Here is a 14,043-nt window from a genome sequence, read left to right as displayed (position 1 = left end):
TCGCCCCGGTCACACCGACCACCTCCGGTCGCTAACCTTCCGCACCCGGCGGGCACTTGAGAGGCATCAGCCACGTTTGTCAGTGTTGTTTGGCTTCCTATAGCTTTCGGTGCTTATGAGGTATGAGTGACTTCGGGGCAGAACCATCCGCAGCATCCGCAGCAGTTGCCGCAGTATCCGCAATACCCGCAGCAACTGCCGCAGTACAGCCAGTACCCGCAGCAACTGCCGCAGTACCAGCAGCAGCCGCAGCAGGTGCCGCAGTACCAGCAGCAGCCGCCGCCACAACAGCCACTGCCACAACAGCCACCGCAGCCGCCGCCACCGCGTCGCAGGACGGGATTATGGGTGGCGCTGGGCGTCGCCGCCGTGGTGCTGACGGTCGGGGGCGGGGCCGTGGTCGGGCTGATGCTCAAGTCCGACGAGCAGACCGGCCCGTCGGCCGCGGAGACGGCCGCGGCCGATCCGCAGACGGTGATCGTCACGGAGAAAGCCCTGAAGGCGCTCCTGGAGGAGGAGACCAAGGCGCTGAACTCCGGTGACGTCAAGGCGTACACCAAGATCTTCGACCAGAAGAACACGACTCTGGTGCGGCAGCAGGCCAGAACCTTCGAGAACCTGCGCAAGCTGCCGCTCACCCGGATGTCCTACCAGACCCGGCAGCAGCAGGGGCGCGCGCAGGACAGCTTCGGCCGAGGGGTGACGTTCACCCTCGACGTCGCCTTCGTCCACCAGTTCAAGGGGATCGACCTTGCGCCGGTCTCGGAGTGGTACCGCTGGACGGTCAACAAAGCCGCCGCGAACGCTCCGATCGTGGTCACCAAGGTCGCCGGGGCTCCCGCGCCCTACGGCGAGTCCAAGACCATCTACTATCCCGGGCCGTGGGACATCTGGCCGGACATCTCGGCCGTCACGACCAAGCACACGGTCGTGCTCTCCCACCCGGACCTGGCGGGCCAGGCGGCCCGGTTCGCCCCGGTCGCGGAGCGGGCGGCAGTCAACGACCTGACGTTCTGGAAGAACAGCGGCGGGCGCAGTGACGCGATACCCGACGGCTTCGTGGTGGCGCTGGTCAAGGGCCAGTCCCAGCTCGGAAACCTGTTCCGCAAGTCGAAGGCCAACGAGGCCGGCGTCTCCATCCCGATACCCGCCGTGCCCTCGCTCACCGAGCCCATGCCGAAGGACGTGACGATCGGCGGCACCCGGGTCGTGATGGACACCACCTCCGCGTTCTTCCAGACCACCGAGGGCACCGCGGAGATCTTCCGGCACGAGTTCGCGCACTCGACGGTCGCCAGCCTCGACGAGAACAAGGCCAACCTGTTCGGCCTGGACAACTGGCTCGTCGAGGGCTTCGCCGAGTACGTCGCCAACCGTGGCCGGCCGATCAGCACCAACGTGCGCTACGAGCAGGGCCGCGCCTACATCGAGGGACGGTACCCGCAGCGCTTCGAGGGCACGCTGCCGGACAACCTGCATTGGGACGGCAGCATGAGGAGCTTCAACTACCTGCTCGGCCACCTGGCCAACCGTTACATCGCGGAGAAGTACGGCGAACGGAAGCTGGTCGAGTTCGTCGCCGCCGCTTACGCCGCAGGCAAGACCGAAGGTCCGATGCACGAGGTCCTCGGCGTCGACATGGCGCAGTTCCAGCGGCAGTGGGCCGGCTACGTCCGGCAGCAGCTCGGTTGACCAGGAAGAGATGAGATGACCGACCAGCATCCCGGTGGACCCCACGGGCAGCAGCCGTATCCATACCCCCAGCGACCGCCCGTGCCCTACGGCGGGCAGCCGCATCCTCAGCAGGGCCATCCGGCTCCTCCCACGGGCGGGCAGACCTACCCGCCGCAGCAGGGGTATCCCGTGCCGGGCGGGCAGTCGCACGCGCCGCAGGGGCCTCCCGCTCCGGCCGCGCCGCCCTACCCACCGCAGGGGTATCCCCCGCAGGGCTCGCCGTACGAGCAGGGGCCGCTCCACCAGCCGTCCGTGCCGTACGGCGGGCAACCGGGCGGGCCGCAGGCCCCGCCTCCGCACCCCGGCGGGCAACACGGGAACCAGCACGGCCGGCCGCCGGCGAAGAAGAACACCGGCAGGACCGTGCTCTTCGCGGCACTCGGCCTGGTGCTGCTGCTGGGACTCGGCGGAGGTACTGCCTGGATCGTCTCCGGTGGGTTCGGGACCGAAACCGGCAGCGGCGGGGGAGCGGCCGACGCGGGGAGCGGTGAGTGGACGGTGCCGTTCCCCGACGCCGACAGCTCCAACTACGACGGCTCCATCGCGTACGGCGCCTGGCTCGGTGACTCCGTGGCCATCCGGGCGCAGAAGGACGGCGTGCTGGCCTACGACCTGAAGACCGGCAAGCGGGTCTGGGGCACGCCGTCGCCCGGCGAGCAACTCTGCGGGGCGACGCCGGAGACCAAGGACGGCCGGGGCGCGATCGCCTACGGCACCGTCTCCTCCTGCGACCATCTGGCGGGCATCGACGTCAAGACCGGCAAGCTGGCCTGGAAGACCAAGATCCCGGTGGGGGAGAGTCTGGGCTCGTCGGTGGCGGTGCCCACCCTCGTGCTCGCGGGCGACGTGGTGGTCGCGAAGACCGACAGGGGTCTCAACGCCTACGGGCTGGCCGACGGCAAGCAGGTGTGGGTCGGCGACCCCGGCAGCAGTTGTCGCGCCGACGGGCTCGGCGGCTCGGCCGGGCAGGTGGTCGTCACCACGTCATGCGGCCTGAGCGACTACGTCTCCGGGCTGGACCCGAGGACCGGCAAGCAGAAGTGGTCCTTCAAGATCACCTCTAAGGGGCTGGGCCATCCGGTGCTGCTGGCCGATCCCGCCGTGGTGGCCACGAGCACGGGCGACAGCACCACCGTGAACGTGGTGGGACGGGACGGCAAGGCCTCGGAGTTCGTCGTCGACGCCCGGATCGACCTGCTGGCGCTCAACAAGGAGACCCGCGTCCTGGGAGGCTACGAGCAGTATCGGGTGGCGGCGCACGGCAACACGCTCTACCTGGCCAGCTTCCCCGAGAACGTGCCGGGCAAGCTGCGCTCGCGTGACTTCGCGCTGGCCTACGACCTGGCGACCGGAAAGCAGCTGTGGAAGTCGACGGGCACCAACGACACCATGCTCAACTACATCCGCGCCGACGAGCACGGCCTGCTGGCCCTGGAGGTGGGTGACAAGCGCGACCTGGAGCCCCGCCTGGTCAGGATCGACGCCGCGACGGGGAAGGCGGCACCCGTCGCGACGCTCCCCCGGAAGTACGGTCACGAAAGCGAGAGGGCGCGGGTGTACGAGAAGAACGGCACCGTGGTGATCATTCCGGCGAAGTCGGTCACGGCGGACTACGCGGTGAGCGCGGTGCGGGCCACGACGCAGTAGACCGGGACGCGGCCGGTTCCGAGCCTTCCGGGCCCGGCCCGTTCCGGACCTTCGGGGCCCGGCCCGTTCCGGGTATCCCGGGGCGGGCCGGTTCCGTTATCGCGGGCCCAGCCCGCCGGCCGTCGCGGGGCCGGCCGCGGCCCCGCGATAACGGTCATCTGAAAAACATGACGTTTTACGACATGTTCCCACTCCTCCATTGACGGGTGCGCCGTCCTGGGGTCTCCTGCGGCTAGATCCAAATCGGGTCGGAGGAGGGAGGCGCATGCGCCTGCGCAGGGTGACGGCGGCTTTCGTGCTGGCCGTGACATCGATGGCGGCCGCACCCGCGGGAGCCGATCCCGGTCCGGTCGTCGTACCTGTCACCGGCCCGGCCACCGGTCCTGTCACCGGTCCGGCCACCGGCACCGCGGAGCCGGTTGCGCCGCCCGCGGACGGGTGCGATCCGATCGCGGGCGCCGAATGCCTGCTGCCGTTCCCCAACGACTGGTTCACCACGGCGGCGCGCACCCGCACCGGACTGCGGCTGAACATCTCCGCCGGAGCCATGCCCCGCAACGCGGCGGGCGCCCCGATCGATCCGACCCGATGGAACGCCTCCGACGGCTTCTCCCCGGGCTCCATGCTGCTGGCTCACATGCCCGGCCTCGACCTGGTCAAGTCCGGTGCCGCACCCGTCACCGACGTCGGCTGGTCCCTGCGCCGCGACGCCCCCATCGTGATCGTCGACACCGGAACCGGGGAGCGCTGGCCGTACTGGGCGGAGCTCGACGCGGGGGTCACGGATCTCACCCGGCAGGCCCTGATCATCAGGCCGGCGAAGAACTTCCGTGAGGGCCACCACTACGCCGTCGCCCTGCGCGGGCTGAAGGACGCCGCGGGCGAGGATCTGCCGGTCCCGGAGACCTTCGCCAGGATCCTCGGCGACGAGCTCCCCTCCGGCGATCCGCTGGCCGGCCGGCAGCGCGCGCTCCACCGGACGCTGGAGGACCTCGCCCGGACCGGGGTGGACGCCAGGGGACTCCAGCTGGCCTGGGACTTCACCGTGGCCAGCGAGCAGGGCATCGCCGGTCCCGTGCTGGCGATGCGCGACCAGGCGCTGCGCGCGCTCAAGGGCCGGTCACCGAAGTTCACCGTCGCCTCCGTCACCGACCTCACTCCCGAGCAGGACCCCGGCATCGCGCGTGAGGTCACCGGCGAGATCCTGGTCCCGAACTACCTCGACAAGCCCGGCGGCCCGCCGGGCTCGAACCTCAACCGGGGCCCCGACGGGCTGCCGCGCCCGCTCGGGGACACCGTGAAGGCGCAGTACCAGTGCGAGATCCCGCGCTCGGCCTTCACCCGGCCCGCGCACCCCGCCCTGTACGGCCACGGCCTGCTCGGCAGGGCGACCGAGGTGCGCGCCCGCAACGTGCGGGCGATGGCGGGCGAGCACGGCTTCATGTTCTGCGCCACCAAGTGGATCGGCATGTCCGACGAGGACGTCCAGCATGTGGCGAGCGTGTTCGGAGACTTCTCTCGGTTCGGCACGGTCACCGACCGGCTCCAGCAGAGCCTGCTGAACTTCCTCTTCCTCGGCCGGACGATGATCACCCGGGACGGGTTCGCGGGCGCCGCGGCCTTCCAGGACGAGCGGGGCAGGCCGCTCGTCGACCGGCACGCCGATCTCGCCTACGACGGCAACAGCCAGGGCGCCATCGCGGGCGGCGCGCTGGTCGCGGTCTCGCCCGACGTGCGCAACGCCGTGCTCGGCGTACCGGGGATGAACTACAGCACGCTGCTCAACCGCAGCGTGGACTTCCAACCGTTCCAACAGATCCTGGACAGGTCCTATCCCGACCGGCTGACCCAGCAGATCTGCTTCGCCCTGATCCAGATGCTGTGGGACCGCGCCGAGACCGCCGGCTACGCCCAGCATCTGACGAACGACCCGCTGCCCGGCTCACCCCGCCACCGCCTGCTGCTGCACGTGGCCTTCGGCGACCACCAGGTCTCCACGGTGACCGCCGAGGTGGAGGCCCGCACGCTCGGGGCGCGGATCCACCAGCCCACCCTCGAAACCGGACGCAGCCCCGACCTGGCGCCATATTGGGGGATCAGATCCGTGCCCCGCAGGCCGTACGCCGGATCGGCCCTGGTGGTCTGGGACAGCGGGGCTCCCGCGCCCCCGGTGACCAACACCCCCGCGACCGGCCCCCAGTACGGTCACGACCCCCACGAGGACCCTCGCCACGACCCCGAGGCCCGCGTGCAGAAGGCCCACTTCCTCCGGGACGGCCTGGTCGTCGACGTCTGCGGCGACGCCCCCTGCGCGGCGGACCCGGTGGCACGGTAGCGACCCCGCCCCGCTCGCCGGCTCCCGCCTGGGCCGTCCGGACCCGTTCGTGGCCATCAGAGCCTGACGAACTCCCCCGGGACCGCGGCGCCGTCGAGCAGGAGGTCGGCGCGCGAGCGGGTGCCGTCGGAGGCGAACCACTCCTGCTCGGCCCGCATCCACTCCCGCCACTGTGGCGCGTAGGAGGCGCCGTCCCTGGCCAGGGCGCGCGCCAGCCGGAGCTCGTCGGGCGCCTCCACCCAGACGGCGAGGGCGGCCGGGGTCGTGCGGCGGGCCGTGCTCACTCCCTCCAGGAGCAGCACCGGCGCGACCGGTACGTCCACCCAGTCGGTGAACGCGCCGCGGGCCCAGTCGTAGCGCCGGTAGCGTCCTGCCCTCCCCGCCGCCAGCGGGACGAGCACCTGCTCCTCCACCTGGGTGAACCATGCCACGGGCGGCTCGTCCCACGGCACGGGGAAGTCGTCACTGTGGATCACCTGTGCGTCCAGCACCCGTGCCAGCCGGTCGGCGAAGGTCGTCTTGCCCGACCCGCCCGGCCCGTCCACCACGACGAGACGGACCGGCCCGCACGACGGCGGCAGTTCCCGGATCACCTCGGCGAGATCTTCGAAGGAGACGACGGCGGACACCCGTCCATGGTGACAGTATCCGGAGGGTGGGTGACGTCCGGGCGCGTTCCGCCCGGGTGGAGACCCGACGGAACCCGGCGGGAATCCGGTGGAGACCCGACGGAACCCGGCGGGAATTCGGTGGAGACCCGACGGAACCCGGTGGGGACCAGGCCGGGCCACGGCGGGGATCCGGCGGGGTCGCGGCCCGGTCGCCGGCCGGATGGGCTGGAGATGGAAGGCCTCCGCCTGGGAGGATCTTCATGTGCCGGACCTGGATGCGGAAGGGCCCAGACCGCCTGACAGGCTGGCCGACATCGGAGGGAATGCTTTTCTCCCTCCGGTTCGACTAGGCTCGGCGACCACCACAGGAGGTTGATCTTGCACGGAGCCCTCGGCGACATCGTCGTTCTCGACCTCTCGCGCGCGCTGGCGGGACCGCACGCCGCGCAGATGCTCGGCGACCTGGGCGCCCGAGTGATCAAGGTGGAACACCCCGAAGGAGGCGACGAGTCCCGGGGCTGGGGACCCCCGTTCGTCGGCCCCGACGGCGACATCTCCACCTACTTCCTCGCCGCCAACCGCAACAAGCGGTCGATCACCGTGGACCTGAAGTCCGTCGAGGGCAAGGCCCTGATCGAGCGTCTGGTCCGGCAGAGCGACGTGCTGATCGAGAACTTCCGCACCGGCGTCCTCGACCGGCTGGGGTTCCCCGTCGAGCGGCTGCACGAGCTCAACCCGCGACTGGTCATTCTGTCGATCACCGGCTTCGGCCACGACGGCCCCGAAGGCGGCCGGCCGGGTTACGACCAGATCGCCCAGGGTGAGGCCGGGTTGATGAGCCTCACCGGGCCGTCCGCCGACGAGCCCTACCGGGTCGGCGCCTCGATCGCCGACCTGCTCGGCGGCATCCATGGCGCCTACGGCGTGCTCGCCGCCCTCTACGAGCGGGAGCGGACCGGCCGGGGCAAGGTCGTGCGCACCTCGCTGCTGGCGGCCGTGACCGGCGTGCACTCCTATCACGGCACCGCCTGGACGGTCGGCGGTCAGGTGCCCAGGGCCAACGGCAACCACCACGCCTCCATCGCCCCCTATGGTGCGTTCCACTGCGCCGACGGCATGATCCAGATCGCCGTGGCCAACGACACGCAGTGGCGGAAGGTGGCCGTCCTGCTGAACATCGATCCAGACATCCCTAAATATGCGATAAACAGGGAAAGATTCGCGCATCGGGATGAGCTGATCGCCGACATGGAACAGGCGCTGGTCAAGCACGACCGGGCCCACTGGCTGGCCGCGCTCGGCGAGGCCGGCGTGCCCGCCGGGGCGATCCGGTCCATCGACGAGGTCTACGCCTGGGAGCAGACCCGTTCCCAGGGCCTGCTCGTCGAGGTGGACCACCCCGTGCTCGGCACCATCGAACTGCCCGGCCCGCCACTGCGTTTCGACGGCGAACCCGCCGTCCGCCACGAGGCTCCGCCCGCCCTGGGCCAGCACAACGACGAGATCCTCGCGTGGCTGGAGGAACGTGAAGGATGACAGCCTGCCCCACACGGACCCTGCGGCGCGGAGCCGGGCGGTGAGCCCCGCCCGGCCCGACGCCCGCACCCTGATCGACACCGTTCTCGACCCGGGGACGTGGCGGTCGTGGGACGAGCCGCCCGTGGACCCGGCCGCGCCGGGGTCGGGCTACGCCGAGGAGCTGGCCAAGGCTCGCGCCAGGACCGGATACGACGAGTCGGTGATCTCCGGCGAGGGCCTGCTCGACGGCCGCCGGGTCGCGGTCGTCGCCTGCGAGTTCTCCTTCCTGGCCGGTTCGATCGGAGTGGCCGCCGCCGAGCGGCTCACCGCCGCGATCGAGCGGGCCACGGCCGAGCGGCTTCCGCTGCTGGCCGCCCCGGCCTCCGGAGGCACCCGGATGCAGGAGGGCGCGCTGGCCTTCACCCAGATGGTGAAGATCACCGCCGCGGTGATCGCGCACCGCGCCGCCGGCCTGCCGTACGTCGTCTACCTCCGCCACCCCACCACCGGTGGGGTCTTCGCCTCCTGGGGCTCGCTGGGACACGTCACCGCCGCCGAACCGGGCGCGCTGATCGGGTTCCTCGGGCCCAGGGTGTTCGAGTCGCTGCACGGTTACCCCTTCCCGGAGGGCGTGCAGGTCGCGGAGAACCTCTTCGCGCACGGCCTGGTCGACGGGGTCGTCTCCGCCGAAGACGCGCGGCGTGTCGCGATCCGGGCGCTGGCCGTGTTGTGCGCCGCGCGCCAGGAGCTGCGGAGCGGGCCGGAGCCGGACGAGCACATCCGGCCGATCGAGGCCTGGGACGCGATCAGCCGCTCTCGCAGGGACGACCGCCCCGGCGTGCGGGCGCTGCTCAAACTCGGCGCCTCCGACGTCACCCCCCTCAGCGGCACCGGTGAGGGCGAGAACGATCCCGGCATGCTGCTGGCTCTGGCCCGCTTCGGCACGGCTCCCGCCGTCGTGCTCGGCCAGGACCGCAGCCGTCAGCGGGTCGTGGCCCCGCTCGGCCCGGCGGGGCTCCGGGTCGCGCGGCGAGGCATGCGCCTGGCCTCCGAGCTGGGCCTGCCGCTGGTCACCGTGATCGACACCTCCGGGGCCGCGCTGTCCAAGGCGGCAGAGGAGGGCGGCCTGGCCGCGGAGATCGCCCGATCCCTGGCCGACCTGGTGGTGCTCGACGCGCCGACCGTCTGCCTGCTGCTCGGTGAGGGAGCGGGCGGCGCCGCGCTGGCGCTGCTCCCGGCCGACCGGGTGCTGTGCGCCCAACACGCCTGGTTGTCCCCGCTGCCCCCGGAGGGGGCCTCGGCGCTGCTGTACCGGAGTGTGGACTTCGCCTCGGAGATCGCCGCCGCGCAGGGCGTGAAATCGACCGACCTGCGGCGCGACGGCGTGGTGGACCGGATCATTCCGGAGCACCCCGACGCCGCCTACGAGCCGGAGGCCTTCTGCCGCCGGGTGGCCGGCACCCTCGAATACGAGATCGCCGGCCTGCTGAGGCAGGCCCCCACCGACCGCCTCACCGCCCGCCTGGCCCGCTACCGGCGGCTCGGCGTGGGGTGACCCGGAGCGGGGCTCCCGGTGTTTCCCGGCGAACTGAGGGGGCGCTGCTGTGGAGAACCGAGGGGGCGCTGCTGTGGAAAGGTCGATCACCCTGTCGAGACATCCGCACGGCCCGCCGGTTGACAGGCGCCGCCCGTCGGCGGCTCTACGGTTCGGACTCCGACGGGCTGAGGGAGACCGGCAGGCGCTCGATCCGGATGGAGAAGACCTCGTCGCGGGGCACGACGACCTCGTAGGCGCCGTGGTCGACCATCCAGTAGCCCAGTGCCTCGGCCTTCATCCCGCTGTGCCCGGTGTAGGCGATGTGCAGGCTCTCCTCGCCGTTCTCCTGGGAGACGTCGAGGACGAGGCACGGCTCGCCGCCGAACGCGCCGACCGTGCGGACCAGCACCAGCCAGTCGAGGTCCGCACGGGAGACCACCGTGCGCCAGTAGCCGGAGGCGGCCTCGAACCCCTCCTCCGCCTCCTCGTTGAACAGCACGACCTCGTCGGCGCCCGGGCCGAGGGCGGCCGCGTAGGTCCGGTCGCCGTAGTGGGCGACGAAACCCGACGCCACCGGCTCGATCTCGGGGCTCATGAGGCCGGCCTCCAGCTGAGTCCGTCGTAGAGGCCGAAGAGACGCTCCTCGTCGGCGGTCACATGGATGATCTCCGCGCCCGCGGGGATCGGCATCGGCATGGTGTGGAACTGCGGCACGACGTGCTCGCGCGAGGTCGTGAAGCCGTTTCCGGCGAACGGCGGTGAATCGTTCCAGTCGCCGCCCATGTGCGGGCCGTACGGCACGACGTAGCTGTCCATGTCGCGGGCGAACCAGCGCATGAGATAGATCTCCGGGACCGTGACGGTCAGCTCCGAGCCGTCGAACCCCAGATCGAGGCCGACGAAGAGCTGGGCGGGGGTGGTCAGGCGGGCGCAGTCCTGCACCCGGTAGACATATCCCGAGATCACGGTCCGCCTGCCGGCCAGATAGGGCACGAGCAGCCGGGGCGGGATGACCTTCTGCATCTGCGTTCTACGCCCAGGTGGCTCACTCACGGTCGCATTTTACGATCGCCGAGCTGGAGCCGCCGGTGTTCCAGGCTTGGTAGGGCATTCCGGGTGGCAATCGTGATCTGCGGGTCCAGCTCGCACGTCTGGACGGCGGGCGCGGGGCCCAGGTCGCAGCGGACCACGCCCATCGGGTCGACCAGCATGCTCCGGCCGATCCCGAAGCCGTCGCGGGCCTCCGGATTCGGCGCCTGGCCCACGGCGGCCACCCAGGTGGTGTTCTCGATCGCACGCGCCCGGACCAGGGTCGTCCAGTGCTCCTCCTTCATCGGCCCCGACCCCCACGCGGCGATCACCGCGAACAGGTCGGCCCCCTGATCCACCAGCACCCGGGCCAGCTCGGGGAAGCGGACGTCGTAGCAGGTGACCAGGCCGATCCGGAGCCCGGCCAGCTCCACCACGACGGGGACGTCGCCGGGTTCGACGAGCTCGGATTCGCGGGCCCCGAAGGAATCGAACAGGTGGATCTTCCGGTAGGCGGCCTTGATCTCGCCTTCCGGGCCGATGGCCACCGCGGTGTTGCGGACCCGGCCCTCGCCCGTCTCGAACACCCCCGCGATCACGGCCAGGCCGTGCGCCTTGGCCGCCTCGGCCAGTTCGGTGACGAAGGGGCCGTCCAGCGGCTCGGCCAGCTCGGTGATCCGCCGGCCGTACCGGGTGAGCGTGGCCTCGGGGAAGATCGCCAGGTCGGCGCCGTCGGTGGCGGCCCGCTCCAGCGCCTCGCGGGCGCGGCGCAGGTTGGCGGCGGGATCTTCGGCGACCGGGATCTGGCACAGGGCGATACGTGTCACGCACTCGACCCTATCCGGCGGTTGGGCACCGGTTCCATCCACGTGAGGCGGCGCCACACCCATTCCAGCGGGCCGTACCTGAACCTGGCCAGCCACATCCGGCTGGCCACGATCTGCAGGGCCAGCACGCCGGCGGCCAGCAGCAGCACGGTCACCCGGGTCGGGTCCGCGGTGAGCAGCGGCAACGCCGACAGGATGACCGCGGTGCTGACCAGGTAATTGGTCAGCGCCATCCGGCCGAGCGGGGTAAGCGTCGCCAGCAGCGGCCCGCGCCACCGGCTTCGCAGCAGCAGCATCAGCCCGGTGCAGTAGGCCGTCGCGGCGGCCAGCCCGGCCGCCGGATAGGTGCCCCGGTAGAAGAGGCCGGGGTCGGCGAGGGTGCGGATCCACAGGTAGCCGAGCGCCACCGCCAGCATGGCGCCGACCGCGAAGGCGGGGGCCAGCAACCGTTCGGGCGGCCGGTGATCCATCATCGCGACGCCGAGCAGGAACAGTCCCGGAATGAGTTTCACCCCGCCCCCTTCGTGCACCGCCCAGGCCGTGACGGCCACCCCGAGCCCCAGCGCCGCCGGAGGCGGGAGAAAGGAGACGACGGGCAGCAGGACCAGCGTCCCGAAGATCGCGTACGGCAGGAGCACCTCGCCCGGGTTCACGACCTGGTGGAGCACACCGAAACACGCCAGCACCGCCAGCCTGCGCAGCAGCACCGTCCGGGGGTGAGCCGTCCGCTCGGCCGCGGATCGGAGGAACAGCACGAAGCTCAGCCCGAACAGGAACGAGAAGATCGGGTAGAACCTGTTCTGCAGGAGGTTGTCGATCAACCAGTCGACCGTGTTCCCTTCCGGGGACCCCAGACGCTCACGGGTGTGCTGCCAGGTGTTGACGACCATGATCCCGCACACCGCGAAGCCGCGGAGCGCGTCCAGCTCATGAAGCCTTCGGGTCACAGGAAATAGACGTACCACCACACAAGGAACCCCGCATAGACGACCCCCGCCAAAAGGGTCGTTATCGGCCAGGCGCGGGTGCTCTTTCCCGCGGGCTCGCCGGCTCCCGTGCGCCGGTGCCGGGCAACCGCCGTGACGGTGGCGGCCAGGCAGGCCCAGGGCAGCAGGCCGTACCACAGCAGGATCGAGGGGACCCCCACTCCCAGCACGGTCTCGTTCTCCGCGACCACGCCGTACAGCGCGTCGGCCGTCAACCCCGTGAAGGCCAGCCCGCACAGTCCCGCGACCAGCACGGGCAGGCGGCGTCGCGGCCGCAGCAGGCCCGCGACGAGCTGGACCAGCGCCGTGATCGCGAGCAGCGCGAACGGCAGCAGCGGCCACCACGTCAGCTGCGCACGGTAGGGGGCGGCGGTGAGGTGGAGCTCTCCCGGCCGCACGACCCGGTAGGCGGCCTCCGCGGGATCGCAGGGCGGAGCGGCGGCCGGGTCGGAGAGGAAGGCGGCGATGGTCTCCCGGCCGCACCGGCTCGACAGGAAGACCGCGTGCCCGACGCCGGCGAACTCGACGAACCGGCCCTTCGGCAGTGCCTCGGCGGCGGGCCTGGCCGTACGGCTCGGCGTCGTCGGGTCGTACTGGCCGCCGACCACCAGGACGGGCGCCCGGGTGACGGCCGCCGAGGCGGGGGAGCGGGGCAGCTTCCAGGCCTCGCACACCGCCCGGTCGTGGACCGCGGTGAACAGCCGGGGCCGTGCCTGCGCGAAGGCGTTGTAGGGCACCTCGTCCTGGCACTGAACCGCGTGATAGAGGCCGAACTCGTGACTGGCCAGCCCCGGGCCCGCCGCGTCGGCCAGGGGCTGCAGCAACTCGTGGTGACCCGCCGCCAGCCCGTCGACGAGGGCGGGCACGATCGGGATCACCTCCACCGAGTGCATCGCCTCACCGATGACCGTCGCCACGTCGTCACCGTTGAGCCGGACGGTGAGCGGCGCGTCCGTCAGCGGGTCGCGGGTCGTGACCTCGGCCGGCCTCTCGTTCAGCGCGGCGACCATGGCGGTGAAGCGCGCAGGCAGGTCCGGCCAGCCCTGGCCCGCCAGTTTCGCCACCGAGTCGGTCAGGTCACGGGTGGCGTCGTCGTACCAGTTCACCTGGGCGGGAAGGAAGGAGTCCAGCACCACCGAGCGGGTGCCTCCGGGGTCGGCGGCGGCCGCCGCGAGCATCGACCGGGTCGAGTAACTCACCCCGAACAGGTTCCACCGGGGGTAGCCCAGCGCCCGTCGCAGGTCCACCACGTCGGCGGCGATCTCCCCGGTCCGGTATCCCCGCAGGTCAACGCCGAGCCGGGCTCGGCAGGCCGTGGCGCCGGCGGCGATCACGCCCGTCTCCTCCGCGGCCTGGCCGGGGCTTTCGAGCGTGTCCAGCATCGCGCGTACCGTCTCCGGGCAGTCCAGCCGGGGTTTCGACCACCTGCCGCCGCGCTGCTCCAGCACGACCACGTCGCGCTCCCGGAACATCTGGGTCAGGTAACCGGTGAGCTGGATCGACGCCGATCCCGGACCTCCGCTGGTGTAGACGACGGGGTCCGGCTCGCGGTCCGCGGCCGACGACCGGTGCACGGCGAAGCCCACCCGGGTCACCGGGCCGTCCGGCGCGTCACGCCGTTCGGGGACCACCAGGTAGCCGCACCGGGTGCCCTCCGGCACCGTCACGGGACAGGGGTGATATTCCAGCGCGGGTGCGCCCTCCGCGAGGGCCGATGCGGGCAGGGCGAGCGCCACCAGGGCCGTGGCGACGGCGAGGATGATCCGGGGGGTGATCACCCTCACAGGCTAACCGCGAGCCGTGCCCAGGTGCGGCACCC

At 71.6% G+C, this 14,043-nt stretch carries 11 protein-coding genes; 5 read left to right on the top strand and 6 right to left on the bottom strand.

Features of this window, described 5'->3' with window-relative positions; translation table 11 throughout:
* Positions 1–126 precede the first annotated feature (126 nt).
* The 3 genes from ACQPYK_RS34285 (at position 127) to ACQPYK_RS34275 (ending at position 5,716) form a co-directional block, all read left to right on the top strand.
* The gene (locus tag ACQPYK_RS34285) at positions 127–1,692 is read left to right on the top strand and encodes a hypothetical protein (protein WP_433240338.1); all 1,566 of its coding nucleotides are present in this window, start codon (positions 127–129) and stop codon (positions 1,690–1,692) included.
* Positions 1,693–1,707: 15 nt separating this feature from the next.
* Complete coding sequence (locus ACQPYK_RS34280; protein WP_433240335.1) at positions 1,708–3,381, top strand: PQQ-binding-like beta-propeller repeat protein; 1,674 nt, start codon at positions 1,708–1,710, stop codon at positions 3,379–3,381.
* 265 nt (positions 3,382–3,646) lie between these two features.
* On the top strand, positions 3,647–5,716 hold the full coding sequence (locus ACQPYK_RS34275) for a hypothetical protein (protein ID WP_433240332.1): 2,070 nt from the start codon (positions 3,647–3,649) through the stop codon (positions 5,714–5,716).
* Positions 5,717–5,772: 56 nt separating this feature from the next.
* Here ACQPYK_RS34275 and ACQPYK_RS34270 read toward each other — a convergent pair whose 3' ends face one another.
* Positions 5,773–6,345, bottom strand: coding sequence for a uridine kinase family protein (locus ACQPYK_RS34270; RefSeq protein WP_433240329.1), 573 nt, complete (start codon positions 6,343–6,345; stop codon positions 5,773–5,775).
* Between the two features lie 360 nt (positions 6,346–6,705).
* Here ACQPYK_RS34270 and ACQPYK_RS34265 point away from each other — a divergent pair, with 360 nt between their 5' ends.
* Both ACQPYK_RS34265 and ACQPYK_RS34260 read left to right on the top strand, forming a co-directional pair.
* Positions 6,706–7,863, top strand: coding sequence for a CaiB/BaiF CoA transferase family protein (locus ACQPYK_RS34265; RefSeq protein WP_433240326.1), 1,158 nt, complete (start codon positions 6,706–6,708; stop codon positions 7,861–7,863).
* Between the two features lie 40 nt (positions 7,864–7,903).
* Positions 7,904–9,400, top strand: a complete 1,497-nt coding sequence (locus ACQPYK_RS34260) for a carboxyl transferase domain-containing protein (protein WP_433258997.1) — start codon at positions 7,904–7,906, stop codon at positions 9,398–9,400.
* Positions 9,401–9,545: 145 nt separating this feature from the next.
* Here ACQPYK_RS34260 and ACQPYK_RS34255 read toward each other — a convergent pair whose 3' ends face one another.
* The 5 genes from ACQPYK_RS34255 to ACQPYK_RS34235 are packed head-to-tail and all read right to left on the bottom strand — an operon-like array spanning position 9,546 to position 14,002.
* Positions 9,546–9,977: a hypothetical protein gene (locus ACQPYK_RS34255; protein ID WP_433240323.1), complete on the bottom strand. Its 432-nt coding sequence runs from the start codon at positions 9,975–9,977 to the stop codon at positions 9,546–9,548.
* Entirely contained in the window at positions 9,974–10,435 is a 462-nt protein-coding gene (locus ACQPYK_RS34250) for a hypothetical protein (protein WP_433240320.1), read from the bottom strand. Before ACQPYK_RS34250 ends, ACQPYK_RS34255 begins: the two co-directional genes overlap by 4 nt.
* Positions 10,432–11,238 carry a carbon-nitrogen hydrolase family protein gene (locus ACQPYK_RS34245; RefSeq protein ID WP_433240317.1) on the bottom strand — a complete coding sequence of 269 codons (807 nt, stop codon included), beginning with the start codon at positions 11,236–11,238 and terminating at the stop codon, positions 10,432–10,434. Before ACQPYK_RS34245 ends, ACQPYK_RS34250 begins: the two co-directional genes overlap by 4 nt.
* Positions 11,235–12,185 carry a DUF418 domain-containing protein gene (locus ACQPYK_RS34240; protein ID WP_433240314.1) on the bottom strand — a complete coding sequence of 317 codons (951 nt, stop codon included), beginning with the start codon at positions 12,183–12,185 and terminating at the stop codon, positions 11,235–11,237. Before ACQPYK_RS34240 ends, ACQPYK_RS34245 begins: the two co-directional genes overlap by 4 nt.
* On the bottom strand, positions 12,182–14,002 hold the full coding sequence (locus tag ACQPYK_RS34235; RefSeq protein ID WP_433240311.1) for an alpha/beta fold hydrolase: 1,821 nt from the start codon (positions 14,000–14,002) through the stop codon (positions 12,182–12,184). The genes ACQPYK_RS34240 and ACQPYK_RS34235 overlap by 4 nt, the downstream gene beginning before the upstream one ends.
* Between the last annotated feature and the right edge of the window lie 41 nt (positions 14,003–14,043).

The sequence above is a fragment of the Streptosporangium sp. CA-135522 genome (assembly GCF_050949235.1).
Lineage (GTDB): Bacteria > Actinomycetota > Actinomycetes > Streptosporangiales > Streptosporangiaceae > Streptosporangium.
This window is presented reverse-complemented; position numbering and strand designations above follow the sequence as displayed.